This window comes from Kitasatospora purpeofusca (assembly GCF_036010405.1).
Lineage (GTDB): Bacteria > Actinomycetota > Actinomycetes > Streptomycetales > Streptomycetaceae > Kitasatospora > Kitasatospora purpeofusca.
In genome coordinates this window covers 1,841,459-1,865,497 of the sequence record NZ_CP108561.1, presented here as the reverse complement: position 1 = coordinate 1,865,497, position 24,039 = coordinate 1,841,459, and the positions used below count along the sequence as shown (strand labels likewise).

31 protein-coding genes are annotated in these 24,039 nt (G+C 71.9%); 3 read left to right on the top strand and 28 right to left on the bottom strand.

Annotated features, from left to right (window positions below; all coding sequences use genetic code 11):
- The 24 genes from OG715_RS08015 to OG715_RS07900 all read right to left on the bottom strand — a co-directional run bounded on the left by OG715_RS08015 (window position 1) and on the right by OG715_RS07900 (window position 18,054).
- A complete protein-coding gene (locus OG715_RS08015; RefSeq protein WP_323182281.1) occupies window positions 1-492 on the bottom strand; it encodes an HIT family protein in 492 nt (163 codons plus the stop codon).
- Window positions 489-962 (bottom strand): GNAT family N-acetyltransferase, encoded by a 474-nt coding sequence (locus OG715_RS08010; protein ID WP_266276047.1) that lies wholly within the window; start codon window positions 960-962, stop codon window positions 489-491. The genes OG715_RS08015 and OG715_RS08010 overlap by 4 nt, the downstream gene beginning before the upstream one ends.
- Window positions 959-1,543, bottom strand: a complete 585-nt coding sequence (locus OG715_RS08005) for a class I SAM-dependent methyltransferase (protein ID WP_266276049.1) — start codon at window positions 1,541-1,543, stop codon at window positions 959-961. The genes OG715_RS08010 and OG715_RS08005 overlap by 4 nt, the downstream gene beginning before the upstream one ends.
- A gap of 35 nt (window positions 1,544-1,578) precedes the next feature.
- Window positions 1,579-1,824: a hypothetical protein gene (locus OG715_RS08000; protein ID WP_266276051.1), complete on the bottom strand. Its 246-nt coding sequence runs from the start codon at window positions 1,822-1,824 to the stop codon at window positions 1,579-1,581.
- Between the two features lies 1 nt (window position 1,825).
- Window positions 1,826-2,311, bottom strand: coding sequence for an NUDIX domain-containing protein (locus OG715_RS07995; RefSeq protein WP_266276053.1), 486 nt, complete (start codon window positions 2,309-2,311; stop codon window positions 1,826-1,828).
- Window positions 2,312-2,344: 33 nt separating this feature from the next.
- Window positions 2,345-3,232 carry a phosphotransferase family protein gene (locus OG715_RS07990; protein ID WP_266276055.1) on the bottom strand — a complete coding sequence of 296 codons (888 nt, stop codon included), beginning with the start codon at window positions 3,230-3,232 and terminating at the stop codon, window positions 2,345-2,347.
- Entirely contained in the window at window positions 3,229-3,729 is a 501-nt protein-coding gene (locus OG715_RS07985) for an NUDIX hydrolase (protein WP_266276057.1), read from the bottom strand. Before OG715_RS07985 ends, OG715_RS07990 begins: the two co-directional genes overlap by 4 nt.
- Window positions 3,726-5,102 (bottom strand): NUDIX hydrolase, encoded by a 1,377-nt coding sequence (locus OG715_RS07980; RefSeq protein ID WP_266276059.1) that lies wholly within the window; start codon window positions 5,100-5,102, stop codon window positions 3,726-3,728. Before OG715_RS07980 ends, OG715_RS07985 begins: the two co-directional genes overlap by 4 nt.
- Window positions 5,103-5,307: 205 nt before the next feature.
- Window positions 5,308-7,299: an ATP-binding cassette domain-containing protein gene (locus OG715_RS07975; RefSeq protein WP_266276061.1), complete on the bottom strand. Its 1,992-nt coding sequence runs from the start codon at window positions 7,297-7,299 to the stop codon at window positions 5,308-5,310.
- Window positions 7,300-7,382: 83 nt separating this feature from the next.
- Window positions 7,383-7,709, bottom strand: coding sequence for a MazG-like family protein (locus OG715_RS07970; protein ID WP_266276063.1), 327 nt, complete (start codon window positions 7,707-7,709; stop codon window positions 7,383-7,385).
- A 127-nt stretch (window positions 7,710-7,836) separates the two neighbouring features.
- The gene (locus OG715_RS07965; protein WP_266276065.1) at window positions 7,837-8,271 is read right to left on the bottom strand and encodes a hypothetical protein; all 435 of its coding nucleotides are present in this window, start codon (window positions 8,269-8,271) and stop codon (window positions 7,837-7,839) included.
- 65 nt (window positions 8,272-8,336) lie between these two features.
- Window positions 8,337-8,927 carry a GTP cyclohydrolase I gene (folE, locus tag OG715_RS07960; protein WP_266276067.1) on the bottom strand — a complete coding sequence of 197 codons (591 nt, stop codon included), beginning with the start codon at window positions 8,925-8,927 and terminating at the stop codon, window positions 8,337-8,339.
- 36 nt (window positions 8,928-8,963) lie between these two features.
- The gene (locus tag OG715_RS07955) at window positions 8,964-9,809 is read right to left on the bottom strand and encodes an SAM-dependent methyltransferase (RefSeq protein ID WP_266276069.1); all 846 of its coding nucleotides are present in this window, start codon (window positions 9,807-9,809) and stop codon (window positions 8,964-8,966) included.
- Between the two features lie 74 nt (window positions 9,810-9,883).
- On the bottom strand, window positions 9,884-10,501 hold the full coding sequence (locus tag OG715_RS07950; protein ID WP_266276071.1) for a PIG-L deacetylase family protein: 618 nt from the start codon (window positions 10,499-10,501) through the stop codon (window positions 9,884-9,886).
- Window positions 10,498-11,361 carry a 5'-3' exonuclease gene (locus OG715_RS07945; RefSeq protein ID WP_266276073.1) on the bottom strand — a complete coding sequence of 288 codons (864 nt, stop codon included), beginning with the start codon at window positions 11,359-11,361 and terminating at the stop codon, window positions 10,498-10,500. The genes OG715_RS07950 and OG715_RS07945 overlap by 4 nt, the downstream gene beginning before the upstream one ends.
- Window positions 11,361-12,494, bottom strand: coding sequence for a glycosyltransferase family 4 protein (locus OG715_RS07940; RefSeq protein ID WP_266276075.1), 1,134 nt, complete (start codon window positions 12,492-12,494; stop codon window positions 11,361-11,363). The genes OG715_RS07945 and OG715_RS07940 overlap by 1 nt, the downstream gene beginning before the upstream one ends.
- Entirely contained in the window at window positions 12,491-13,051 is a 561-nt protein-coding gene (locus OG715_RS07935) for a phosphoribosyltransferase (protein ID WP_266276077.1), read from the bottom strand. The genes OG715_RS07940 and OG715_RS07935 overlap by 4 nt, the downstream gene beginning before the upstream one ends.
- Window positions 13,048-13,995: a radical SAM protein gene (locus OG715_RS07930; protein ID WP_266276079.1), complete on the bottom strand. Its 948-nt coding sequence runs from the start codon at window positions 13,993-13,995 to the stop codon at window positions 13,048-13,050. Before OG715_RS07930 ends, OG715_RS07935 begins: the two co-directional genes overlap by 4 nt.
- Window positions 13,992-15,029, bottom strand: a complete 1,038-nt coding sequence (locus OG715_RS07925) for a glycosyltransferase family 2 protein (protein WP_266276081.1) — start codon at window positions 15,027-15,029, stop codon at window positions 13,992-13,994. The genes OG715_RS07930 and OG715_RS07925 overlap by 4 nt, the downstream gene beginning before the upstream one ends.
- Window positions 15,026-15,469, bottom strand: a complete 444-nt coding sequence (locus tag OG715_RS07920) for a DUF6884 domain-containing protein (RefSeq protein ID WP_266276083.1) — start codon at window positions 15,467-15,469, stop codon at window positions 15,026-15,028. The genes OG715_RS07925 and OG715_RS07920 overlap by 4 nt, the downstream gene beginning before the upstream one ends.
- On the bottom strand, window positions 15,466-16,032 hold the full coding sequence (locus tag OG715_RS07915; RefSeq protein WP_266276085.1) for a formylglycine-generating enzyme family protein: 567 nt from the start codon (window positions 16,030-16,032) through the stop codon (window positions 15,466-15,468). Before OG715_RS07915 ends, OG715_RS07920 begins: the two co-directional genes overlap by 4 nt.
- A 9-nt stretch (window positions 16,033-16,041) precedes the next feature.
- On the bottom strand, window positions 16,042-16,824 hold the full coding sequence (locus OG715_RS07910) for a reverse transcriptase family protein (protein WP_266276087.1): 783 nt from the start codon (window positions 16,822-16,824) through the stop codon (window positions 16,042-16,044).
- A 160-nt stretch (window positions 16,825-16,984) separates the two neighbouring features.
- Complete coding sequence (locus OG715_RS07905; protein ID WP_266276089.1) at window positions 16,985-17,698, bottom strand: 7-carboxy-7-deazaguanine synthase QueE; 714 nt, start codon at window positions 17,696-17,698, stop codon at window positions 16,985-16,987.
- On the bottom strand, window positions 17,695-18,054 hold the full coding sequence (locus OG715_RS07900) for a 6-carboxytetrahydropterin synthase (RefSeq protein WP_266276091.1): 360 nt from the start codon (window positions 18,052-18,054) through the stop codon (window positions 17,695-17,697). Before OG715_RS07900 ends, OG715_RS07905 begins: the two co-directional genes overlap by 4 nt.
- 36 nt (window positions 18,055-18,090) lie before the next feature.
- Here OG715_RS07900 and OG715_RS07895 point away from each other — a divergent pair, with 36 nt between their 5' ends.
- Complete coding sequence (locus tag OG715_RS07895; protein ID WP_266276092.1) at window positions 18,091-18,942, top strand: IS5 family transposase; 852 nt, start codon at window positions 18,091-18,093, stop codon at window positions 18,940-18,942.
- A 17-nt stretch (window positions 18,943-18,959) separates the two neighbouring features.
- On the opposite strand, the gene OG715_RS07890 is transcribed toward OG715_RS07895, so the two are convergent.
- Both OG715_RS07890 and queC read right to left on the bottom strand, forming a co-directional pair.
- Window positions 18,960-19,082 carry a 6-carboxytetrahydropterin synthase gene (locus OG715_RS07890; protein WP_266276093.1) on the bottom strand — a complete coding sequence of 41 codons (123 nt, stop codon included), beginning with the start codon at window positions 19,080-19,082 and terminating at the stop codon, window positions 18,960-18,962.
- Entirely contained in the window at window positions 19,079-19,786 is a 708-nt protein-coding gene (gene queC, locus OG715_RS07885; protein WP_266276094.1) for a 7-cyano-7-deazaguanine synthase QueC, read from the bottom strand. The genes OG715_RS07890 and queC overlap by 4 nt, the downstream gene beginning before the upstream one ends.
- Before the next feature lie 305 nt (window positions 19,787-20,091).
- Here queC and OG715_RS07880 point away from each other — a divergent pair, with 305 nt between their 5' ends.
- Together OG715_RS07880 and OG715_RS07875 are read left to right on the top strand one after the other, a co-directional pair.
- Window positions 20,092-20,841, top strand: a complete 750-nt coding sequence (locus tag OG715_RS07880; protein ID WP_266276095.1) for a helix-turn-helix domain-containing protein — start codon at window positions 20,092-20,094, stop codon at window positions 20,839-20,841.
- Window positions 20,838-21,308 (top strand): NUDIX domain-containing protein, encoded by a 471-nt coding sequence (locus OG715_RS07875; RefSeq protein ID WP_266276097.1) that lies wholly within the window; start codon window positions 20,838-20,840, stop codon window positions 21,306-21,308. The genes OG715_RS07880 and OG715_RS07875 overlap by 4 nt, the downstream gene beginning before the upstream one ends.
- Here OG715_RS07875 and OG715_RS07870 read toward each other — a convergent pair.
- Window positions 21,296-21,796, bottom strand: a complete 501-nt coding sequence (locus OG715_RS07870) for an HD domain-containing protein (RefSeq protein WP_266276099.1) — start codon at window positions 21,794-21,796, stop codon at window positions 21,296-21,298. The two genes, OG715_RS07875 and OG715_RS07870, sit on opposite strands and share 13 nt — an antisense overlap.
- A gap of 63 nt (window positions 21,797-21,859) precedes the next feature.
- On the bottom strand, window positions 21,860-24,019 hold the full coding sequence (locus OG715_RS07865; RefSeq protein ID WP_266276101.1) for a DEAD/DEAH box helicase: 2,160 nt from the start codon (window positions 24,017-24,019) through the stop codon (window positions 21,860-21,862).
- Window positions 24,020-24,039: the final 20 nt, after the last annotated feature.

The following is a 24,039-nucleotide window of genomic DNA, read 5'->3' as shown; positions in this document are numbered from 1 at the left end:
TCAGGTTCCTCCGTTGAGGCGGGCGCGCAGGTCGGCGGCGAGGCGGTCGGCCCGCTCGGGATCGTCGGGCAGTACCCCGGCGCCTTCGGTCATCAGGGCGTGGAACTGCTGCTGCTCGTAGGGGGTGTTGGGCGGGAGGGCGGCGATGTGCCAGTGGACGTGGGCGTTGCCCTGCTGGCTGCCGAGGCTCAGCACGTACACGCGCTCGGTCGGAACGCTCGCCGTGAGCGCGGTGGCGACGCGGTGGACCACGCGTTGCAGGGCGAGGTACTGGTCCTCGGTGAAGTCGCCGATGGTGTCCTCGACGTGGGTGCGCGGGGCGACCAGGACCTTGCCGTGCAGGGTGGGGTAGCGGTCGAGGAAGGCGACGTGGACGCCGTCGTCCAGGACGACCCGGTGCTCGTAGTCGGGGGCGCCGGCGAGCATCGCGCAGATGAAGCACGGCCCGTTGCGGGCCCGCTCGTTGTAGGCGTCGAGGTCGAAGGCGGTCACCGCGCCCACCCGCCGGGGCCGGGTCGCAGCGCCATGAAGCCGTCGAGGGGCTCGAAGCCGAGGGTGCGGTACAGGCCCGCGCCGGCGGCGGTGGCCCGCAGTTCGACGGATCCGCAGCCGCAGTCCTTGAGGGCTTCGACGAGGGCGGTGGTGACGGCCCGGCCGTGTCCGCGCCTTTGGTGGGCGGGGTCGGTCACCACGGTGTGGATGCGGCCCCACAGGCCGGTGGGGAACGCGGGGCCGAGGTAGCCGCGGTAGACGATGCCGATGGCGCACGCGGCGAGGCCGTCGGTGGTGGGGACGACGTAGGCGAGCAGGTTCGGGTCAGTGCCCAGGCGCTCGCGCATGTCGTCGCGGAAGGTGGTGCGCCACTCGTCGGTGAGCGGGCCGCCGTCCAGGACGGCGACGCGCAGGCGCAGCAGCTCGTCGGCGTCCCCGGGGACGGCGGGCCGGGCGGCGGCGGGGGTCATCGGCTGGTCCTCTCCGGGGCACCGTGGGTGGTCAGCAGGAGGCAGAGCAGGTCGTCGAGCGGGTACTCGGCCACGGCGCTCCAGCCGAAGGCGCGCAGCAGGTCGAGACTGGCCGAGCGCAGACCGATCGACTCCCAGCCGGCGCGTTGGCGTTCGGCGAGCGGGGTAGTGACGAGCAGCCGACCGCCGGGGACGAGGAGGCGGCGGGCACCGGCGACGGTGGGGACGAGGTCGGCGAACGGGAGGAACAGCCGACAGGTGATCAGGTCGAACTCGCCGGCCGGGAGCATGTCCAGGCTCCCGCGGTCCACGTCGAGGAGCCGGAAGTCGAGCCCGTCGCGCTCTCGGTGCCGGTCCTGGGCGGTGGCGACGGCTACCTCGGAGAAGTCGACGCCCGTGACCTGGAAGCCCAGATCGTGGAGGGCGGCGGAGTATTCGCCGGTGCCGCAGCCCACGTCGAGCGCCCGGCGGCCGTTGCCGGGGCCGAGATGCTCGGTGAGCAGGTCGACCTCCAGCTCGGCGACGGGACGAAATCCTTTCCCCTGCTTGTAGTGGTCGTTCCAGTGGTCTGCGGCGGACACTGCCGCTCCTCTCGGTCGGGGCGCCGGCGGACGGGTCAGTCAGTGGGGCGCAGGCCGGGCGGGTGCAGCGGGCCGGGAGCCAGGCGCTCCAGCAGCCTCTCCGCGCTGCCGTCGGGCCGGTAGAGCGTGCGGTAGGCGTACGGGTGCGCGGCGCCGGGGAGCGTGGCGACGCCTTCCTCGGTGACGGTGCGGCCCTGGGTGATGGCGAGCAGCCGCAGGTCGATGTCCGCGGGCAGGGCCGCCTGCTCGCCGGTGGGCGGGCGGCGGTGGCGGCCGGGCATCTCAGGCCCCGACCAGGGCGCGCAGGTCCTCCGAGGCGTCCCAGCCGTAGGTGGAGAACCCCCGCCCGTCGCCGGTGAGGTAGGCGGTGAGGGCGGCGTGCGAGGTAGGGAACATCGGGGTGGGCAGCGCGGAGGCGTCCATCCACAGGACGGCGAGGTGCTTGTCCGGCTCGGTGTTCGTCAGCTCGCCCCGCCACGAGGTCGCGGCGAAGACCGAGAGCAGGAACGGGCCCTTGCCGTCCCACCCGGCCTTGACCTGGATGGTGTGGACCAGCCGCAGGTCCTCGGGGGCGACGACCAGGCCCGACTCTTCGTGCAGCTCGCGGGCGGCGGCCTCGTCCAGACGCTCACCCTCCTCGACCTTGCCACCGGGAACCGTCCAGGCGGGCACCGTGGACCAGGAATCGTTGGCGTAGTGGACGCAGGCGACCTTGCCCTCCTTCTCGTCGTGGACGATGACGCACACGGCCTGACGCAGGGACTGCACGGAGACTCCAACCGGTAGTGAGGAAAAGGGCGTTCACGCAACGGGGTTCGGGTGGCGTAGCAGGTCGAGGACGGTGCGGGCGTAGCCGAGGACCTCCTCGTCGCGGTGGTGATCGAGGGCCCAGCGCAGCGCGGCGGGGCAGTCGATCGCGGCCCACGCCCGGCACGCCGCCCGCTCCTGCGGCGTGAGTTCGCGCCCATATCCGGTGGTGAACGCGGCTCGCAGGTCGGGGCGACGGGACGTGAGCTGGAGCGTGAGGCGCATCAGGTCGCGGCGCGCGGGTGCTTCGACGTGGCTGCGCTCGAAGTCGATGACCCCGAGCAGCAGCCGGTCGCCCTCGCGGCGCACGATCCAGTTCCGAGGGCCGAAGTCGCCGTGGCAGTAGGCGAGCGCCGTGCGAGGGGGTTCGTGGCGGGTCGCCTCGGCCAAGACGGTGATGTCCTCCTCCGGGAGGCGCGCCTCCCGGGCGCGGGCCAGCGCGCGTTCGCGCTCCTGGTCCCAGGGCAGGTACTCGCCGACGGGAGCGCCGGCCGTCGGCTGCGCGTGGATGACCGCGGCGAGGTTCCCGGCCTGCCGGTACACCTCCTGCTCCTCGGCGGCGGTGAGCTCGGTGCTGATGACCGGGGTGCCGGGCAGCGCGGAGGTGACGACGAGCAGCGACCGGGCATCCTCGGCAAGCAGGGCCGGTGCCCGGCCGCTGCCGAGCCCTGGTGCGAGGAGACGGTAGGCGGCGGTCTCACGCTGGTACATGAGCGCGTTCTTGTGGCGCTTGGCGAACAGCCTGCGCCCGTCGGCGGCGGCGACCTCCCAGACGACCGGGTGGCCGGCGCGGGCGAGGGACCGCACGCCCACCAGCTCGTAGCCACCCGCTGTCGCGCGCAGCAGCCGGTCGACGTCGTCCGGGACGGCGGCGGCGCTCACGCGGCCCATCCGACGATGGACAGGGTGCTGCCGCGGCCGATCTCGGCGAGCGCGTGGACGGTGTAGGGCACGGTGTCGGCCGGCAGCGAGTCGAGCGGCCACCAGCGCAACTCCTCACACTTGTGCGGCTCCGCGTTGCGCACGTGGCCGTCGTAGCGGGTGGGGCGGAAGAACAGCTGGAGGCGACTGCGGCCGTCGTCGGGGTCGAGGTGGTGCATGGTGTGGACGAGGACGAGGTCCTCCTCGCGCACGCGGATGCCCAGCTCCTCGTCGGCCTCGCGGCACATCGAGCCGGTCACCGGTTCGCCCGTCTGCATGTGCCCGGCTGGCAGGTGCCACAGGCCGTTCGCGTAGCTGGTGTTGCGGCGCCGACCGAGCAGCACGCTGCCGGTGTCGACCAGGACGAGGTGGACGCCGACGGCCAGGGTGAGCGGATCCGCTCCGGCTGTCCGGGACGCGGTGACGACGGGCCGCCGGGTGTGCTCGGGTGTGTTCACGCGGTCCTCCCGGTGGTCCGGTCGGCCGAGGCGGCGAGCAGCGGCAGGTAGTGCTGCATGTAGGGCGGGACCTTGAGCAGCGGTACCTCGTCGAGGGGGACCATGCGCACCGCCAGGCCCTCGTCGCCGAGCCGCAGGTCCGTCTCGGGGCCGTCCCAGACGCCGTGCAGGACGCGGGTGAGCGGGTGTACGAGGTCATGCTGCGGGCCGGGTACCGGCCGTAGGCCGGAGACGGTGATCCCGGCTTCCTCGGCGACCTCGCGCGCAGCGGTCTCCTCGGCCGTTTCCCGGCCCTCGCGCCAGCCTCCGATCGGCGTCCAGTGACCCGGCCACGCGATGCCCGGGTTGTGGTCGCGGTGGTGCATCAGCAGTCGGCCCCGGGCGTCCGTGACCAGGACCATGACACCTTCGAAGTCATCCTCCGGCGGTGCCGGACGCTCCACGTACAGCGGCGTGCCGCTGCGGTGGGCGCGCAGTACCTGCAGGAGCCGTTGGTAGCGGTGCGGTTCCATGAGCGCGCGCCAGTCGTGCGCGGTCTCGAACCGCCACTCGGTGTGCTCGGCCGTATCGAGGCGGATCCTCGCCTGCTGTTCGGGGGTGAGCACGCCGCCGTCGAAGACATAGCCGCAGACCGGCACCGGGTACTCCGTGCCCGCCTGCTCGTGGATGACGGCCACCAGGCGCCGCTGGGCGATGATCTCGGGATTCTCCGCGGCGAGATCGAGGCCCAGCTCCTCCACGCCCTCGATCAGCGCGGTGGCGAACGGTGTCCGGCCGTGCTCGACGTTGCCGCCGGGGAAGTTCCACACGTCCGGGTTGATGGTCGAGCGCATGCCGAGGATGCGGCCCTGCGGGTCGGTGACCAGGAAGCTGCCGTAGGCCGTGGGCCGGGCGACGGTGGTGATGTAGCCGCCGACCGGCCGCCAGCCGGGGATGGCCAGACGGCGGACGAGCCACTCGATGACCTCCCGCTGCCCGTCGCCGGTCGCAGGCAGGGCGTCCGCGCTCGCCCACTGGTGGCCGTCGTGGTCCCGGGAGAGGGCGATCGGGGTGCCGTCCGGCACGATGGTGGTGAAGACGAACTGCCGTACCCGGTTGCCGTACTGGCTGGTGAAGTCGAGGTGCCGCGCGTACTCCAGCAGGAGGCCGGTGAGCCCGGTTTCCTCGGCCAGCTCCCGTGCCGCGCTCGCTTCCACACCCTCGCCCGCCTCACGGCCGCCGCCGGGGTACTCCCACAGTCCGGGCAGCACGTCGCGCTGGGACCTGCGGATCATGAGGATCCGGTCGGCACTGTCGCGGACCACCACGCCGACGCCGATCCGCTCGATGCCCTCGCGGAGAGCCAGCGCGGTCAGCCCATCGAAGTCGATCAACGGACTTCTCGTCTCGTTGGGCAAGCACGCTTCGCTGGCCGACAGTGCCGGCAGCGCGGACGGAGCCTCGAACGGCCCTGCTGCGGCAGGAGCGTCCGCGGCGGTCGGACCGTGGGCTTCACTGCCCGGGTTCGCCCCCGATAGCGGTTTCATCGTCGCCTCCATGAGATGGGAGAGTTCCGGTTGTCCGGGGCTGTACTGGAGATCAGTGGGTATCGGCGTCGGCCCGGCCGCGGGCCTGGTGGGGGACGCCGGTGGCGTACTGGGCTGCCTGGAGGAGGTAGGACTCGCGGTACCGGGTGGCCGGCCGGCGGGCCATGAGGTCGGCGTGGCTGCCCTCTTCCAGGAGTCGGCCGTGGTCGAGGACGAAGATCTGGTCGGCCTTCGCGGTGGCGCCGAGGCGGTGGGTGATCAGGACGACGGTGACGCCCAGGTCGGTGAGTCGGCGGATCTGCTCGAACGCTTCGACCTCGGCCTGTGGGTCGAGTGCGGAGGTGGGCTCGTCGACGACCACCAGGGCCGGGAGCCGGCCATCCGCATCCGGGGTGGTCAGGCGCAGGCGGGTACGAGCCAGGGCGACCTTCTGCCATTGGCCACCGGACAGTTGGACACCGCCCTCGAAGCCCTTGGCCAGCAGAGTCCTCCAGCCGCGGGGCAGCTCGTCGATCACCGGCTGGAGGTCGGCGTAGTCGGCGGCAGCGTCCAGGGCCTCTTGGCCGAGAGGGACCTCGGGCCTTCCCAGCAGCAGGTTGGCCCTCAGGGTGAAGATCCAGCGTTGGAAGTTCTGTGCGAGCAGGGCGACGCTGCGGAACTGCTGGTGGCGGTCGGCGGTCGCGGTGTCGATGTCGTCCCACAGCACGCGGCCCCGGTGGGGCTGGTAGACACCGCACAGGATGTTGGCCAGCGTGGACTTGCCCGACCCGTTCGCCCCGACGAGAGCCACCACCTTCCCGCGCGGGATCGTGAGGCTGACCTTGTCCAGTGCAGGGGCCTCCCGGCCGGGGTAGCGGAACGTGACGTCTTCGACGGTGATCGTCTCGGGTCGATCCGGAAGTGGGGTTCCTCCCGTGGGGATGGCCCGGCGGTGGCCGTCGCGGCGCAGTTGGTCGAGGTCGCGGACGAAGAGGGACTCCTCGTAGAGGCGGTTGATCTGGGAGACGAGGCTGCCGATGCCGGCCGATCCGGAGCGGATGGCGACGACGGCGGTGCCGGCGGCGGCGAGCGGGATCGAGCCGTTCAGCACGAGCCAGCCGAGCAGGGCGAACGCGCCGGTGGTCGCGAGGCCGGCCAGCGTGGCGGTGAGCAGGTCGGTACGGGCGCGGGCGCCGGCAAGCCGGGCCTGCTCCATCTCGGCGGATTCGGCCATCTGCTCGTAGTGGTGGAGCAGGAACGGTCCGCTGGCGTGGACGCGCTGCTCGGCCGCGGAGTAGGGGCGGATCATCATGTCCGCCAGCGCGCTGCTGGCCCGGGAGTGCTGGAGCCAGGCCCGGGTGGAGGTGTACTGGCGGCGCGCGGTGAGCACGGCGCCCCAGCCACGCGGTGCGGTGATCAGCACCAGCATCGGCAGCAGCACGGGGTGGAGGAGGGACAGGACGCTGGCCGCGGAGATCAGGGACAGGCCCGCGGTGAGGACGGAGGTGGCCTGTCCGATGATGTTCTGCAGGGACATCGCGCCCCAGCGGGCGCTGTCGACCTCGGCCAGGAACTCCGGGTCCTCGATGGCCTCCAGCTCGGACCGGCTGACGATGCCCAGGAACTCCACGGTCGCGCGGCGGAAGACCGCGGGCTCCAGCTTCCCTCCCGCCCAGCCGGAGACGGCGGAGAGGACCGAGGAGAGAGCGGCCAGAAGTCCGACGGCGACGACCGCCGGAACGGCGGCGCGCAGGACGGGCCCGACCTCGCCGGGCGCGAGGAGCGCGGTCAGAGCGCGGTTGGTGGCGACCAGCGCGGCAGCCGCCGCCAGGCCGCGCAGCACCTCCGCGCCGACGAGGGCGACCAGGGCCCGCGGGTCGGCCTGCCACGCCATCCGTCCGGCGAGGCGCAGGAACCGCGGCATCTGCCGGGCCACCGCCCAGAACGTGACCTCCCCGCTGGCCATCTCGTGCTTGGCCCAGCCGTAGTCGTACTTCATCGGCCCCCCGAACAGCAGCTGCTCGCTGTCGGAGCCCTCCTCGGTTGCCTTCGGCGCACTGCTCATCCGGATCCTTCCTTCGGCGGGTGGGCGCGGCGTTGAACCCGGGAGTGGGAGCGGACGCCCGCCCCCGGGCTGCGGTCGGGTGCTCAGGCCGGGGTGCTGCCCGTCGTGTCGCGGGCGGCGACCGCGCGCAGGTGCTCGTCGAAGAACCGGCGGGGGTCGCCGCCCATCCGGGCGAGCATCACCAGGGCGGACAGCGCCACGTCGCAGGTCTCCTTGCGCACGTCGTCCCAGTCGTGGGAGAAGCCCTTTCGGGGGTTGGCGCCGAGTGCCCCGATGACGGCCTCCGCGACCTCCCCGGCCTCTTCCTGGAGCTTGAGGGCCTGCACGGTCCAGCGCAGCTCGTCGCTGCGGTCGTAGTGTGCATCGAGCCTGGCAGCAAGGGAGTTGACGATCGTCCAGGTCTGTTCCATGAGTGAGGATCCTGTCCCTGTTCGAATGGGGCTATCAAGCCGATTTCTAATCTGGCGGTTCTCGGCGAGCCTGGCTCTTTTCGATTCCCCGGCGGCCCGATCAGCGATGCCGGCTTCGCCGGGTGTGCTAGTGGTCGTGGGGAGACCCAAGGGCGCGATCTACGAAGCTGCGCACGTCAGTGACGTCGTAGCCGAGACGAAGGAAGCGCTCGATGCCAAGGAGCAGTGCCTGCGCCGCGATGTCGCGGCCCCAGGTGTTACCGAGTTCGCCGGAGTGATCGGGGTCGTCGGGGAGGTCATCGCTCCATTCGGCCAGCTTCTCGATACCGAGATCGTCGAGCAGGACGCCGTGGCGGATGTGAACCTCGCCGACCACCTCCGAGATCGCCTCGAATCGGGTCGGTGCCTCCCGCTCGCATCGCAGACCTGGTACCCCCGGGTAGAGCTGCGGTTCGAAGACACAGCCTGTGGGCGGGTCGGCTGCCAGGCGGTCGAAGGCCCCGGCGGGCACGGCGGCCGATTGGCCCAAGGATGCGGCCAGGGTGAAGCAGTGGACGATCACGGATCGTTCCGCCTTCGTGTCGAGGTGCGGGGACGTTGCCAGGTCAAGTGCCTGATGGAGCTGCGTCAGAGGACGGGGCTGAGGACCCAATGGTCTATTCGTGCCGCGAGCTCGGAGTCGCTCGCGGTGCGTCCGAGCCGGCACGAGCTGACAGTTCGGGCCGGAGCGGCCTCCACACCGCGCATGCTCATGCACAGGTGTTCGCCGACGGCGATGACGGCCACGTCGTCCGTTCCTGCGGCCTTGGCGATGTCGTGGGCGACGTCCCGGACCACCCGCTCCTGCAGCTGCAGCGCGTTCGCGTGGACGCGCAGCTGTCGGACCAGCTTGGACAGGCCGAGGACCCGCGCTCCGGGGACATAGGCGATGGCGACTTTGAGGCGGAAGGGGAGGAGGTGGTGCTCGCACACGCTCCATGCCTCGATGTCGCGGACGAGGACGAAGTCGTCGGTGGTGGTGGCGTGGGAGAACGTGGTTCCCAACGTGCCGGGGTCGCGGTTGAGGAACTCGGTCCACCAGGCGGCGACGCGGCGGGGCGTGTCGGCCAGGCCTTCGCGGTCGGGGTCCTCGCCGAGGGCGAGGAGCAGTTCCCTGGTGAGGGTTTCGACGCGGCGGGTGTCGACCCGGGGGCGGGCGGGCGAGGGTATGGGCGTCACGGTGCCATCGCCTTCTTGGTGGGTTACGGGGTCGAGTCAGGCGGGCTTGAAGCCGACGCCGGCCCAGGTCGTCGTGTCGGTGCTCGCAGCGTCGCCGGCGTTCCAGCTGCCGGCCGGCGCCAGGCCGGGCGGTAGAAGGACCAGGCCGTGGAGCAGATCGTGAAGCTGTTGTGCGGTGCGCAGGCGCAGCGTGAGGTCGCTGTCCGTGAAGGCGTCCGCGAGGGCTCGCCGGATCGCGGGTGTGTGGTCGGCGGTCGCGTGGGTGATGGACACCGTGCTGCCGGCGGGCAGACAGGACACGATTCCGCGCAGGGCGTGGCGGACGGCATCGTCGTCCGGGATCCAGTGCAGCGTGGCGTGGATGCTGACGGCGATCGGGCTGGTCAGGTCCAGGTGGCCGGCCACCTCCGGTGCCGTGAAGAGTGCGTCGGTGTCGAGGAGGTCGGCCGCCAGGGTTCGGACGGCACCACCGTCGGTCAGGTGGGCACGGGCGTGGTTCATGACGAGCGGGTCGAAGTCGACGTAGGTGGTGCGCACCCTGTCCGGGTTCGGGGATGCGGCGGCGGCCGTGCGGTGGATGGTCGGCAGCGTTCTTCGGCTGCTGCCCTCCCATTTCGGTACCGGTCGGGGCAGGCCGCAGCCGAGGTCGAGGAACTGGGCGATTCCCTGCTCGACGGCGGCCAGAGTCGCTCGGCGGGTGAACTCCCAGTTCACGTCGGCAAGGGCCGCCAGCTGCGGAACGGCTTCGAGCATACGGTCGCCGAGAACGCGGTCGACGGCGAAGTTGTCCCGCCCGCCGGCGAGGTAATCGTGTACCCGGGCGGAGGTTGGGCAGCGGAACCAGGACGTGCTGTCTTTGCGGGTGGCGGCGCTGGTCTCCATGTGGTGCTCCAGGGCGAGGGGCGCGAAGGCCGCCCACACCGGCCGGTCGGCGCGGGCGGCCTTCGCGCGGGGGGTCAGAGCTGGGTGGCGCCGGGCAGGCAGCCGAGGAGCGGCACGGCGGTGAACGCCTCGCCGTAGCCGGCGCCGATGCGTGCTCCCCAGAGCCGGCCGAGGGTCTCGGCCATCGGCCCGAAATGCTCCTCGATCGGCTGGCTGGCGTGCCTTCGCAGCGCCGCCATCTTGGTGTCGAACGTCGCGGTGACGTCCACGATCACGTCGGCCCGCACAGGGCCGTCGAGGGTCAGGGAGTTGTAGCTGTCGCACGTGTAGAAGCGCCTGGGGCGGCCGGTGGCGATCCTGGGCTCGGGCAGTGCAGCGAGCACGGTGGTGGCGACGGCGCGGTGTTCGGGGTGGACGTCGTTGAGCGGGTGCGTGATGACGACCTCGGGAAGGGTCTCCAGCAGCAGCCGGCGGACCGCCTCCTCGTCGAGCCGGTCGAGTTGCCGCAGCTGCGCGCCGAGGACGGCGGCTCCCTCGCGTGCTTCGGCGTCGCGCTCCACGTCGCGGCAGGGTACGGCGATGGTGACCGTGGCGTGCTGGGCGTGGTGCGCCAGGGTGGCGCCGGCCCAGAGTTCGGCGTCGTCGGGGTGCGCGAGCAGGGCCAGAACCGATCCCGGCGCGACGGCGCTCACCACAGCCCCAGCTTCTCGACGACGTCGGCGGGCTTGGGGAGTTGGGGGCTGACCTCCCCGTCCGGGGACAACGGCAGGACGAGGTCGCGCTGCATGGTGATCAGATCCCGCCAGCGCAGGACGTCGTCCCACGCTTCGGTGATCGCGCGGCCCTTCGCGCCGGTCAGCCGATCGGAGCCGGGGAGGGCGTCCAGGCGCATGCAGTCGCGTAGGAGGCCGGCGGCGACCTTGGGACCAACACCTTTGACGCCGGGGATGTTGTCGGCGCTGTCGCCGGTCAGGGCGCGGAAGTCCGGCCACTGCTCGGGGGTGACGCCGTAGCGCTCCACGACCTCGCCGGCGGTGATGAGTCGCCGGGTGGCCTTGCGCGATCGGTTGATGATCTTCACCTGGTCGGTGAGGAGCTGGTAGTAGTCGGCGTCGCGGGACATGATCCGCACCGGCCGGGTCGGGGCGGCCTGAACGGCGAGGGTGGCGATGACGTCGTCGGCCTCGGCGTCGTCGAGCTCGATCCAGCGGATGCCGTGGAGGTCGAGGCCCTGCTTGACCGGGGTGAGGAACTGCAGGGGCTTGAGCGCCTCCGGCGTCGCCTCGCGGTTGGCCTTGTACTCCTCGTCGGCAGCGACGCGCTCGGCGGTGCCGTGCTCGCCGTCGAAGACGACCAGGACCTCGGGCGGGTCCACGTCGAGGTCGTCGCGGATCGTGGCGCGCAGCAGGGCGAAGAAGGCGAACAGCCCCGTGAGTTCCCTGCTCTTGTCACGGGAGAAGATCGGCGCGGGGAACCCGAACGTGCCGGCCCACAGGACGTTGAAGCCGTCAACGAGCAGCAGGGGCTTGGGGGTTGCTGCGATTGCGGACATCACGACACCGCCTCCAGGAAGAGGTTAGCGATCCGGTGCGGTGCGAAGTCGTCCGCTCGCCGGTACACGGTCTGTGTAGTCGCGCCGTACAGTATGTCATCTTCCAGGAGGGCCTGGGCGGTCTTGTGGAGCGCCGCGGGGCCGGCGTCGTGGGCGACGAGGAGCTGGCCGCCGTGGCCGGTGGGCTCGATCAGGGCCGGGAGGTTGCCGACGCGGTAGGCGACGACGGGGGTGCCGACGCTCATCGCCTCCAGGGCCACGAGCCCGAAGGTCTCGCGGTGGCTGGGCACGATCACCACGGCGGCCCCGGCGAGCCAGGGCAGGACCTCGTGCCAGGCGAGCGCCCCGCGCAGGCTCATGCCCGGTGTGCGGGCCGCCGCCTTGCGGCACTGGTCGAGCAGGGCCGCCTGCGACCCGTTGCTGGCCTCGAACCCGGCTTCGGCGAGCGCCACCTCGACGGGCCGGTCCCATCCCGCGGCCGTCTCCAGGAGTTCGAGGACTCCCTTCTCCGGGCCGAGCCGGGCCAGCACGCGCACCGGGCCGCGGCGGCGCAGCTCCTCGCGCCGATCCGGGCCCGGCGGCAGGACCACGGGGTCCGGGAGCAGCGCATTGGGGACGACGCGCAGGTTGCGTGGCTGCCAGCCGGTCAGCTCGCCGAGGACAGTGTCGGAGGGGACGAGGACGCGGGTGGCGCGGGCGAAGGCGGGGCCGGCGTCGAGGACGGCGGGCTTGACGTGGGCGGCGAGCGCGCGGCGGACGTGGCCGGGGAAGTCGCCGCGCAGGCGCCCCAGGCCCCACAGGGCGTCGGTGAACAGGACGGTGTCGATGCGGTGGGTGGTGATCAGGTCGCGGATCTGGCGGGCGAGTGCGCTGTCCTGCCCGGTGACGGCCCGGCGCAGGACGTCGTCCTCGCAGGGGAAGGTGACGTTGTCGAGCCGCAGCCGCTCGACGGTGACGCCGGGCAGGGTGGGGCCGTCGGGCTGCGGGGCGGCGGTGGCGATCACCGGGCGGTGGCCGGCCTCGGCGAGGCCGGCGGCCAGGGCGGCCGTCGCTCGCTCGATCCCGGCCGGGGCGTCCGGGCGCCAGGAGACGAGGACCAGCAGGACGCCCCTGGACGTGGCCGGGCCGGTCACGGGGTCATCACCCGCCGAACGGGCGGAAGAACCCGGGTGTCGCCGGCGTGGGCCTGTTCCGAGGGGAAGACGACCCAGTCGTCCACGGTCCAGATCCAGCGGGCGGGCGCGTCGGTGCAGCCCTGGTTGCGGCACAGCGCGAGCGTCTCGACCACGGCCCCGTCGGTGAGGCGGCCGGTGAGGGCGCGGGTGACGGCGGTGAAGGTGGCGCCGGAGCCGGCGATGTCGTCGACCAGCAGGATCCTGCCCTCGAACCGGTCCGGCAGCCGCTCGGGAAGGAGTACCTCCACCTCGCCGGTGGCCTGCTGCCACGGGGCGTCGCTGGTGTTGTGGCGGGCGGTGACGGTGTGGAGGGGGACCTGGAGGTAGTCGGCGACCACCGTGGCGGGCCTGATGCCGCCGGAGGCGATGCCGATCACACAGGTCACCGCGGGCGTGCTGCCGATGGTGGACTCGGCGAGGAGTCGGGCGGCGTCGGTGCACTGGTAGGGCGTCGGCGCGTACGGGGCGGTGCGGGTGAACCGGCGTTGCCCGCTGGGCTGGGTCGTGGCGGTCATGAGCTGCTCCGGACGGTGGGCAGGTGGAGGTCCTGGGGGCCGGTGACGGGGTTGAACGCGGAGATGCGGGTGGCGCCGCCGGTGTTGCGCCAGGCGTAGCCGTCGGCGCGTAGGACGGTGAAGCCGTCGGCGCTGCCGCGGGTGCGCAGCCGCACCCGCAGGCCGTCGGGGACGGTGAGGGCGTCGATGGCGGTACGGGCCTGGTCGTCGGTGAGCATCTGTTCGTCGGCTAGGGCCACGCCGTCGCCGATCGGCAGCATCTGGAGGAAGGTGACGCCACCGACGCCGAGCTGGGCGGCCCGCTCCAGGAGGGCCTGAGCCTCGTGCTGGTTGGCCTGCATGAGGACCATCTGGAGCTGGACGGGCAGTCCCTCGTCGACGGCGGCGCGGATGCCGGCCATCGCGCGCCGGTAGCTGTCGGCCCCGCGCCAGTGGTCGTGGGTGGCTTCGGTGGCACCGTCGAGGGAGACGCGCACGGCGTCGACCGCGCCGACGAGGTCGGCGGCCCGGCGGGCGAGGTGCCAGCCGTTGGTGGTGCAGCTGACCACCGCCGTGTTGTGGGAGCGGATCGCGCGGGCCAGGTCGGGCAGGTCGCGCAGCAGCAGCGGCTCCCCGCCGGAGATGTCGACGCCGAGAACGCCGGAGTTCGCGATGTGCTCGACGAGGGCCCGCCGTTCGTCGGCCGTGGATTCGCGCACGCTCTTGTCGTCCAGGCACTGGGGGCAGGCCAGGTTGCAGCGCACGATCGGCGACCAGCACATGCTCACCGGGGCCGTGAGAGGGAGCTTGGCCAGCTCGGCCTCGATCCAGGACGCGACCTGCCGGTCGTCGAGGAAGACCCGTCCGGCCGGGATCGATTGGGGCGCCAGGTGGTTGGTTCCGACCGCCGGGTCGTGGACCACGGTCGTGCCGCCGAAGGTGGCGGTGGCGAAGCAGCGGATCATGGGGTGACTACCTCGGCTTCGGTCAGGTGCTTGTCGGTGGCGGTGGCGAACTCGTGGCCGCGCCCGGAGGGCGCCGGCCGGTCGAGCAGACGGCGGTAGTGGGCGAGGGTGGCGGGCCAGGTGGCGAGCTTCGCCTGCCACTGGGCCGCAGCGTCGGGTGGGTCGAGGTGGTAGCCGACCGCCTGGCGCAGCGGGACGACGAGGCAGCCGGAGGCGATCAGCGCGGCACCGAGGTGGGTGTCCTCCATCCCCCAGCCGAGGCGGCCGAACTCCTCCTCGAAGCCGCCGACGTCCACCAGAGGCTCGCGCGGCACCGCGAGCAGCGCGGTGACCACCATCCGCGGCAGGTTCCAGTCGTGGTAGAACCGGCCGCACCCCAGGGTCTGGAAGTCGTCGGTGGCATCCAGCGGGCGTCCGTCCAGGCGTTCGCTGAGCGTGATTCCCGAGTACGGCAGCACGGTGTTGGCCGGCGGTGTCCAGGTGACGCGGTGATCGGCCGCCAGGGACGGCGGGCCGTCCGGCAGCACCCAGCCGCATGGGGAGGACCGGAGGACGGTGTTGTGCCGGAACCCGGTCAGCACGGTCTTCGTGCTCGCGCGGGCGGCGACGTCGGCCAGGACGTGCGGGGGCAGCACCATGTCGGCGTCCACGAACAGCAGGGTCGGCGCCTGGGCGAGGCGGGCCCCGATGTTGCGGGCGGTGGCCGAGCCCCTCCGGGTGGGGAGCCGGACGGCGGTGGTGACCGCCGGATGGCGGCGGGCGATCTCGAAGGTGGCATCCGTCGACGCGTCGTCGACCACGATCACCTCCACCGGCCCGGCCGTCTGCTGGGCGGCGAGCGCGTCCAGGACTACGGGCAGCGCGTACGCGGTGTTGCGGGCCGGCAGGACGACCGACAGCGGGCGGCCGGTGGCGGCGTGCGCCCGGGTGGGCTGGTGCCAGCCGATGCTCGTGCGCTCGGTGAACGCCTCGGTCAGGTGCCGGTGGATGTTGGGACGGGTCTTGAGTACGTCCGCGAGGGTGGGGCCGGTCACGGCCACCTCCATTCGTCGAGCACGGCGGCGGTCTGCGGCCAGTCGCGCGGGTCGCTGACCCACTGCACGAGCGGGCGCTCGGGCAGCGCCAGCAGGTCGGCCAGCGGGATCACGTAGTCGGGTTCCAGGACCAGCAGCATCCGGCGGGGTGTGCCGGTGGCGGCGAAGTCGCGGCGCAGCTGACCGGCGACGACCGGGCGCAGCTGCTCGGCGCGCTCGCGCGTCAGGCGGCGGTCGTACGGGGCGAGCGGGTCGTCGGCGTGGACCAGGCCGTGCTCGGCGGACAGGAAGCGGATCCTGCCGCGGGCCGACTGGTGCCCGGCGAAGCGGGCGAGCAGTTGGGGCGCGATGCCGCCGGTGTAGCGCTCCAGCGCCGGTATCGGCCTGGGCTCTTCGGCCTTGCGGCGCGAGCAGCCGGCGATGAGCAGGTCGCCGATCACGCCGCCCTCACCACCCGCACGCCGATGCCCGCAGAGCGCAGCTCGGCCGGGGCCGCGTTGAGGAACGTCGAGCGCGCGTACAGGGGCAGGGAGTTGTAGGAGCCGCCGCGGACCACGAAGCCGTCGCCGATCGTCGGCGAGGCGGTCCACTCCCAGCAGTTGCCGGCCATGTCCCTCAGGCCCTCCGGTGTCCGCCCGTCGGGGTGGGAGTCGACCGGGGTGAGCCGTCCGCAGCTGCCGCGCAGGTTCGCCCGGCTCGCATCCGGTTCCTGCTCGCCCCATGGGTAGGCGCGGAGGTCCGCCCCGGCGGCGGCCCACTCCCACTCCACCGACCTGGGCAGCTGGCCGCCGAGCTCGGCGGCCAGCCGGGCCGCGTGTGCCTGGTCGAGGTCCACCAGCGGCCGGTGGTCGTCGCCGAGCCCGAGCTGGGCGGGCGTCAGCGGCGTGGCCGTCCACTCCAGGTCGGCCACTGTGATCGGCCGCCGCCGGTCGCCGAACAGGCACACGCCGCCCGGCACCGGCACCCATCCGATCGAGGACGCGAAGGCGTCAGGTGTCGTCATCGTCGCCCCTCATCCGGCGATCAGGAACAGGTCTTCGGTGTTCACCCCGGCGCGTACCTGGCTCTTGCCGGGATGGGGTTCGAGCCCGCAGTGGCCAAGTGCCTCGGCGACGGCCGCCATCGCCTCCTGCGCCTGCGCGCGGTCCTCGCAGAACAGGCAGTAGTTGTCGGCGAACCGCACCACCCGGTAGCCGGCAAGCGCCGAGTCCGCCCGCGACAGACGCAGGTTGATCAGCAGCGGCGCCAGCGCCGTACCCGGAACGATCGGGTACGGCAGCGGCTCCAGCACCCGCTCGAACAGCCGCAGGAACGGGCCGTCCGCGACGTGCTCGGCCAGCCAACCGGCCACCTCGCTCGCGCTCGACCCGGCCGACACCTGCCGCACGTCCACGTCCGCCACCCACCGCAGCCCCTCCCGCAGGTGCCGGTCCGCGTCGCGCAGCGCGGTGATCCGGTTGCGGCCGGCCCGGTAGCCCGACACCCAGGCGGCGAACGCCCGCGCTTCCAGCACCGGCTCGATCGCATGGCGGATCGCCCGCTGCACGACCCGGTCCTCCACCGTCGGAATCACGGCGGTGAAGACCTTCCCGGTGTAGGCGGTGATCTCCACCTCCCGCACCGGGCCCGGCTCCCAGGTACCCGCGCGCAGCTGCCCGGCCAATGCCGCCAGCCGGTCGCTCAGGCCTTGCCGATACTCGGCCCAGCCCATACCGTCGGTGCCCGGTGCGCCGGCTCGGCGCATGCAGGCCCGCGCTGCCTGCTTGAGGTGGCGCACGTCCACGACGAACGACATCAGTGAATGGGCCCGTGGAACAGCGGAGTTGGGTATAGTGGGCGCAGCCTGAGCGGCAAGCAGGATCCCGCTTCGCCCATCGTTCGACCGAGGACCGCTACCGCACACGCGCGGTCCGGGGGAACCGGAACGACCGCGCCGCTCAGGTGCCTTGGCGCTGTCAGCGGCCACTCTCGTCCTCCCAGATCAGCGTGTGGAGCCGGGTGCTGAGGTTCCAGCCACGGGCCAGGACGGGTTCGGCCAGGGCCCGTTGTCCGGCGATCACCTCGGCGCTGCTCGTGCCCTCCGGCATGATCCACACCTGGGTGAGGGAGAACTCCTCCACCAGGGCGTCCACTTCATCGAGCTGGCCGATGTCACGGACCACGAACTTGAACCGGGCCTTCCCGCAGGCCGCCAGCGCCCGTAGCGCCTCCGGGTTGATCCGGCGGTCCCCACGTGCGGCGAATGCCTCCAGCTTCGGCGAGACGTTGAACGCCCCCACCGCCTCCACCAGGTCGGGCAGCGGTACCACCGTCCCGTTCGTCTCCACCTCCACCCGCCGGCCGGACAGCAACTGCAGCAGGGTGACCAGCTCGCCCTGCTGGAGCAGCGGTTCACCGCCCGTGACCACCACGAGGCGGGGCGAGTGGGACATCACCCAGGCGGCCAGGTCCTCCACGCTGTGTCGGGTGGAGACCTCCCGCGGGTCGAACCTCGACCAGTCCCACGTCTGTGGTGTGTCGCACCGGGGGCACTTGAGGTTGCAACGCGACAGCCTCAGGAACAGTGCCTCTTCCCCCACGCTCGGGCCCTCGCCCTGGAACGTCGGACCGAAGCACTCCGCGATCAGCAGCCCCCGGCCGCCGAGGACCGCGCCGCCCATGAGGCTCATCGCTCAGCCACCTGGAACTCGGCCCAGCTGCTCGCGGTCTCCGACACCCGTACCGCCGCCAGGCGGCCGGGCAGGTCCGGCTCCACGTGCTCCACGAACCAGCCGGCGAACCAGACCGCCAGGTTCTCCGAGGTCGGAACCACCGGCAGGACCTCGTTCAGCACGCGGTGGTCGAGCGTGGAGTCGATCACCGCCTTCACGGGCGCCAGGTCCCCGAAGTCGGTGACGAAGCCGGGCCCCACGAGCTGATCCGCGGTGAGGACGAACTCCACCGTGTAAGACCGACCGGCAATAGGCAGTCGCTGTCGCACGTAAGGCGGGGTGGATGCAGTACGGGCACGGGTCCACGTGATCATGGAGTTCTCTACGCTCAGTGATCACGAAGGACGGCCGTGCCCGCGCTGCCATCTTGCCTGCTCGAACCCCTCTGGGACCAGTTCGCTGCACTCTTGCCTGCCCGGGAAGCGTTCGTCGCGAACCATCCGCTGGGCTGCCACCGCCGCCGGATCGCTGACCGGACGGTCTTCGAGCACATCGTGCTCGCGCTGGTCCACGGCTCCGGCTACGAGCGCGTCTCCACCCCTGGATGCTCCGACCGCACGATCAGGCGGCGTGTCAAAGAGTGGGCCGAGCAAGGGATTTCCGAATCTGTGCACGCTCTCGCGCTCGAGGCCTACGACCGGATGATCGGCCTCGGTCTGGGCGAGATCTCGGTGGATGGCTGCATCACCAAGGCCCCGTCCGGCGGTGACAAGGCCGGGCGCTCGCCGGTCGACCGGGGCAAGCAGGGTCTGAAGCGCTCCGTCGCCACCGACGCCTGCGGCGTCCCGCTCGGGATCGTCTCCGACGGGGCCAACCGGCACGACTCGCCCCTGCTCGGCCCGACCCTGGACGCCGCCAAGGACCAGGTCGGCGCGCTGCCGGAAGCCGTCAACGTCAACCTCGACCGCGGCTACGACAGCGCCAAGTCCCGTTCGCTGATAGCCCAGTTGGGCTTCACCGCGGAGATCGCCCGCAAGGGCGTGCCCGCCCCGATCCAGGCCGGCAAGCGCTGGGTGGTCGAGCGCACGCACTCGTGGATGAACGACTACGGCAAGCTCCGGCGCTGCACCGAGAGGAGCGGCAGCGTCGTGGACTTCTACCTCTACCTCGCCGCCGCCCTCGTCACGCTCCGCATGCTGATCCGCCGGGCAACGAGCCGCTACCGCTGGGACGGCCGGCCCACCACCCGACGCCTCAAGTGATCCATTTGCCGGTCGGTCTAAGAGTGCCCGTGCATCCGGGCGCACTGGTGGCCGTCCGGCAGCCCGGGCAGGAAGTGCGCGGCCTCGAACCGGAAGACCTTGCCGATCCGGTGGCGCCCGGCCAGAACTCCGGCGCTCACCGGGCCGCCTCCGCGCCCGCGCGGGCGTACTCGGTCGGGTCCTCGACACCGGCCAGCGAGAACGCCTCGATCCGCTCGGTGCACGTCCCGCACCTACCGCAGTGCACCTCGCCGCCCCTATAGCAGGACCAGGTGTCCTGGTACGGCACGCCGATCTGGCGCCCGATCTCCACGATGTCGGCCTTCGCGAGGTCGATGAACGGCGCCAGCACCTCGAAGCCGTCCGCGAGGAATCCCTCGTTGCCGGCCTTCGCGGTCTCGGCGAACAGGTCGAAGAACGAGCTGCGGCAGTCCGGGTAGATCGCGTGGTCGCCGGCATGCGCGCCGAACGCCACCGCGTCCGCCCCACGGGCGACCGCCATCCCGACGGCGATGTCCAGCATGATCGCGTTGCGGTTGGGCACCACGGTGGCGCGCATGCTCTCGGCGGTGTAGTGGCCGTCCGGGAGCCGGACGGCAGGGTCGGTCAGCGCGGAGCCGCTGAGCAGCCGGCCGAGTCCGCTGAGGTCCACCACCTCTTGGTGGGCGCCGAGGTGGCCGGCGATGCGGCGCGCGAAGTCGAGTTCCTTGCGGTGCCGCTGCCCGTAGTCGAAGGAGAGCAGCGAGAGTCGGCTGCCGCGGTCGGCGAGCCAGTAGGCCGCGGTGGTGCTGTCGAGACCACCAGAGGCGATGACGACCGCATGACGCGGCGTGTGTCCAGTCATCTCCGTACTTCTTCCTGTAGTCCTCCGTGACGGAGGGCGGAGTGAGTCCCGCGAACGATGCGCGGGCGGACCGAAGGTGGTGCTTCAGCTGCCGGCGACGGCTTCGGCTCAGGGCAGATACCGACGCAGGCGAGTGGTCCATGGCCGACTCGGACGGGGATGGGGCACCCGCGGCGTGAGCTGGCGATGACTCAGAGTGCCTCTACTGCACGGGACATGATCAGACATGAGCTGGACATCTCAGGACGTCCCCGCTAGCCTCAGGCCGTCCGAGCACGTCCCAAGACGTCCTAAGCGGGGGCCGGATGGCCAACGAGCGACTGCGTTCCGCGCTGGTGAGCCGGGGCGTCACGGAGGAAGACCTCGCCGAGCACACCGGGGTTGACGCGAGGACCGTCGAGCGCTGGATCACCAAGGGCCGCGAGCCCTACCGCAAGCACCGGCAGGCCACCGCAGCATTCCTCGGATTCGAAGAGGACTACCTCTGGCCGAACGCGAAACCCGAAGAACAGCGGATCGACGCCGCGGACGCCGAGATCGTCCACGTCTACCCCCACCGCTCCTCCGTGCCACCGGACCTCTGGCTGAGCTTCGCCGAGCGGGCCACGTCCGAGCTGGGAATCCTCGTACACGCCGGCGTCCACCTCGCGGAGAACCCGCGCTGGCACCGCCTCCTGAGAACCAAGGCGGACGCCGGCGTTCGCATCCGCATCCTGCTGGGCGACCCCGACAGCCCCGAGGTCGCCCGCCGAGGCGAGGAGGAGGAGATCGGCGAGGGCGTCGCCTACAAGGTCCGGGAAGTCATCAAGCTGTACCGGCCGCTCTACGGGATACCCGGGATCGAGTTCCGCTCGCACCGCTCCACCCTGCACAACTCCCTCTACCGATCCGACGACGAACTGCTGGTCAACACCCAGATCTACGGAATCAGCGCACCGCTGACCCCGGTCCTGCACCTGCGCCGCGTCGCCGGAGCCCTGCTCGTACTCAGCTACCAGGAGAGCTTCGACAAGGTCTGGGCCCGAGCCGAACCGCTGAAGAGGAGCACCCCGTGAGCCGCACCGACTACTTCAACGACCCCGACGCCCCGGAAGCCCAGCGGATCGTCCCCGCCGTCACCGCCTTCGTGCTCAACGACCACGACGAGGTGCTCCTGGAGCGACGCTCCGACAACGGACGCTGGGCAATGCCCGGAGGCGTCCAGGAGATCGGCGAAAGCATCGCCGAGGCCGCCGTCCGCGAAGTCGAGGAAGAAACCGGCATCCGGGTGCGGGTGACCGGCATGGTGGGCATCTACAGCGACCCCGGCCACGTGATCGCCTTCTCCGACGGCGAGGTGCGCCAGGAGTTCTCCATCACGCTGCGCGCACAGCCCCAGGGGGGCACGCTGAGGGCCAGCTCGGAGTCGTTCGAGGTCCGGTGGACGCCCCGGTCCGAACTCGACGCCCTGGATATCGCGCCGACGACACGGCTTCGCCTCGACCGCGGATTCAAGAACGACCCCGCCCCCTACATCGGGTAGCCGCCCGGACGAGCCGCCAGCCGCTCCTCGACGCGGGCGACCATCGCCAGCAAGGCCGGGCGCGCCGCCGACACGGCCCGGTGAACGACGTGGTCCGGAGCGTAGCGGCAAAGGACCTCATCGAGCCGCGAGGTGGCATCCACCGGAGCGCCGTCGGGCCCGCTCGTGAGGTCGCAGAACGTGATGGCGTCCAACAGATCGGACGGGGGCCGCTCGAACTCCGCCAGCGCGGGCGCCAGCCCCAGCTCGGCTGCCTCCCACTCCGACGAGGAGTGGTAGGCCACCAGCGAGCAGACCAGCGGATCACATCCCAACCGGGCAAGGTAGCGGGCACCGTCGATCATGTGCTGGCCGGTATCAACCGCCGCGGACGCGTAGCCCACATCGTGCAGGATCGCGCTCACCGCGAGAACCACGCGAGCATTACCCACAACGGGCGCCAGCTTCCGCGCCTGAGACAACACTTGCTGGGAGTGGGCCCACCGCATTGGAAGGTCCGACAGAAGTATGCCCGTAAGGCGATGCGCAGCGAGTAAGTGCATCAACCCAGGTTAGGCGAGGCGGGGTCGGCGCTCCTCGTGCTGCGGGTCAGTCGTGCTGTCGGGGTGCGGGGGGAGATCGACGCCGCATGCCGCCAGTTCGGTGTGCTGCCACAGCGGCAGTCGTCCCCGGCGGGCGCTCTTGCGGCAGTTCTTCAGCCAGTCCCCAAGGCGGCCGTGGTCACCGCCTCTTCCCGACACCTGGACACGCGCATGGCCGTGCTGCGCCACGAACTCCTTCAGCAGCGCGATGTTGCTCCGGAACCGGTGCTCCGCGACGGAGGCCACGAATCCGAGGGCGTCCAGCTCGCGGCGCTGGTCGGCGCTGAGGGAGTCACCCCGCTTTCGCCTGCCGCGGACCTGGGAGCCGAGGGGCCGGCCCTCGGGGGTGACATATGTACTGGGCACCAGGAGGTTGCCGTGCTCGGCCCTGTAGTCGGTCAGGTCCTGGAGGAACTGCATCCACTCGGCGTCCCCGGTGTGCCAGACGACACCGAGGTCTTCGAGCCGGCGTGCGACGGAGGCGGGCAGGGAGGTCTGGCGGTGCCGGTGTTTGGCGTTGTTCAGCCACTGCCCGGTCCTCTCCCCGCTGGGGCCGATCCAGTCCCGCGCGACGCGCAGGTGGCCGGCCTCGGCGTGGAAGGCCCGCAGGTCGGCCAGGTGCCGCTCCCGGCGGGAACCGGTGGACAGCACGGCCCTGGTGGTGATCGCGTCGATGAAGCCGGCGGGGATCTCGCCGGCCCCGCTGAAGGAGATCCAGTTCGGCAGGCCCGCAGCCCGGTCCGGTCGGGCGGGGCGGTCACGGGAGCGTCGCATGCGGGTGAGGTGGCGGTAGAGCCGGTCGTCCATGGCGGCCATGGCCTCGACGGTGGCCAGGACGGTGCCGAACCCGCTGCCCTCACCGGTGTTCGCCGCGGTGACGGCCGGGACGATGATGGCCGCGACCTTCTCGCGGCTCCGGTCGCCCCGGCGCAGGGCCCGTCCGGCGATCTGGGTGACCTCGATCTTCGAGCGGCGCGCGTCGACGATGGCGACCGCGTCGGTCTCCGGGCAGTCGAAGCCCTCGATCAGGAGTCGGCTGTTGGTGAGGACCGCGAGGCCCTCAGTGCTCGACCGGAAGCGGTCGAGGATCCGGCGGCGCACGGCGCGGTCCTGCCGGCCGTGGACGTGTCCGGTCCACAGCGAGGCGGGCCGCTGCTCGGGCGGCAGGTAGTCGACCAGGTGCCGCAGCAGTTGGGCGAAGGCGCGGGCAGCCGCGACCGTCGAGTGGTAGGTGATCATGCGGCGGGAGCCGCGTTCCGTGGCCGCGCGCAGGACCGCGATGGCTTTCGCCACGACGGCGGCCTCGACGTGCATGGGGCCCACCATCAGGAAGGTGCCCTGGCGGACGAGGTCGGCGACGGCCCGGGCGGAGGCGTCGGCGATGACCACCTCGTAGTCGGCGAGCCGGCCCCGCTCGATGGCCTCGCCCACGGACAGCCGGTGGACGACGGGCCCGAACCGGTCGGGCCGGACCGGGATGCCGTCGGTGCCGACGAGGTCCCTGAGGGTCGCCGTCAGGGACACCCGTCGCCGGGCCGGGACGAGCCGGTTGTCGTGGATCTGGGCCCAGGTGTTGCTGTCCGAGCGGTGCAGTTCGTCGGCGACGACGAGGTCCCAGGCGCCGGCGCCGGCCCGGTGGGCGGCGATCACGGTGTGCAGGCTCTGGTAGGTGCAGATCGCGGTGGTCCGTCGCCCCGTCGCCCTGAGGTCGGCAAGTTCTCGTGGATCGCCGACGACCCGGGCACCACGGCTGGCGGAGGCGTCACCGAGGACCCGCCGGTCCGAGCAGATCGCGATCACCTCGCCGAGGGCATCGGGGCCGAAGGCCCTGGCCCACTGGTCGAGGGTCTGGCTGACCAGGTCCAGCGTGGGAACGGCGATCAGCACACTGCCGGTGCGGGGGAGGACCTCCTGCGCGATGGCGCCCGCGACCACGGTCTTCCCGGATCCGCAGGCCATCAGGACCACGACCTGGGGAACAGCGGCCAGCGCGGCGGTGGCCCTGTCGACCGCCTCGTCCTGGTCCGGCCACAAGGTCACACCGGCGAACGCACGCGGGGCCGCCCGGGATCGGGGAGGGGCGATTTCGGGCAGGACGGCGTCCTCGATCCCGGGGATGGCGCGAAGCATGGGCGTCCTTGCGAGGGGCG

Bases quoted from the DNA above. Each gene is read 5' to 3' on its own strand.
- OG715_RS07915 (WP_266276085.1), bottom strand. From the start codon at position 16,032: ATGACGACACCTGACGCCTTCGCGTCCTCGATCGGATGGGTGCCGGTG.
- OG715_RS07905 (WP_266276089.1), bottom strand. From the start codon at position 17,698: ATGAGCCTCATGGGCGGCGCGGTCCTCGGCGGCCGGGGGCTGCTGATC.
- OG715_RS07870 (WP_266276099.1), bottom strand. From the start codon at position 21,796: ATGCGGTGGGCCCACTCCCAGCAAGTGTTGTCTCAGGCGCGGAAGCTG.
- OG715_RS07910 (WP_266276087.1), bottom strand. From the start codon at position 16,824: ATGTCGTTCGTCGTGGACGTGCGCCACCTCAAGCAGGCAGCGCGGGCC.
- OG715_RS07935 (WP_266276077.1), bottom strand. From the start codon at position 13,051: ATGACCGCCACGACCCAGCCCAGCGGGCAACGCCGGTTCACCCGCACC.
- OG715_RS07975 (WP_266276061.1), bottom strand. From the start codon at position 7,299: ATGAGCAGTGCGCCGAAGGCAACCGAGGAGGGCTCCGACAGCGAGCAG.
- OG715_RS07880 (WP_266276095.1), top strand. From the start codon at position 20,092: ATGGCCAACGAGCGACTGCGTTCCGCGCTGGTGAGCCGGGGCGTCACG.
- OG715_RS08010 (WP_266276047.1), bottom strand. From the start codon at position 962: ATGACCCCCGCCGCCGCCCGGCCCGCCGTCCCCGGGGACGCCGACGAG.
- OG715_RS07865 (WP_266276101.1), bottom strand. From the start codon at position 24,019: ATGCTTCGCGCCATCCCCGGGATCGAGGACGCCGTCCTGCCCGAAATC.
- OG715_RS07955 (WP_266276069.1), bottom strand. From the start codon at position 9,809: ATGGAGACCAGCGCCGCCACCCGCAAAGACAGCACGTCCTGGTTCCGC.
- OG715_RS07930 (WP_266276079.1), bottom strand. From the start codon at position 13,995: ATGATCCGCTGCTTCGCCACCGCCACCTTCGGCGGCACGACCGTGGTC.
- queC (WP_266276094.1), bottom strand. From the start codon at position 19,786: ATGACTGGACACACGCCGCGTCATGCGGTCGTCATCGCCTCTGGTGGT.
- OG715_RS07970 (WP_266276063.1), bottom strand. From the start codon at position 7,709: ATGGAACAGACCTGGACGATCGTCAACTCCCTTGCTGCCAGGCTCGAT.
- OG715_RS07900 (WP_266276091.1), bottom strand. From the start codon at position 18,054: ATGATCACGTGGACCCGTGCCCGTACTGCATCCACCCCGCCTTACGTG.
- OG715_RS07945 (WP_266276073.1), bottom strand. From the start codon at position 11,361: ATGTCCGCAATCGCAGCAACCCCCAAGCCCCTGCTGCTCGTTGACGGC.
- OG715_RS08000 (WP_266276051.1), bottom strand. From the start codon at position 1,824: ATGCCCGGCCGCCACCGCCGCCCGCCCACCGGCGAGCAGGCGGCCCTG.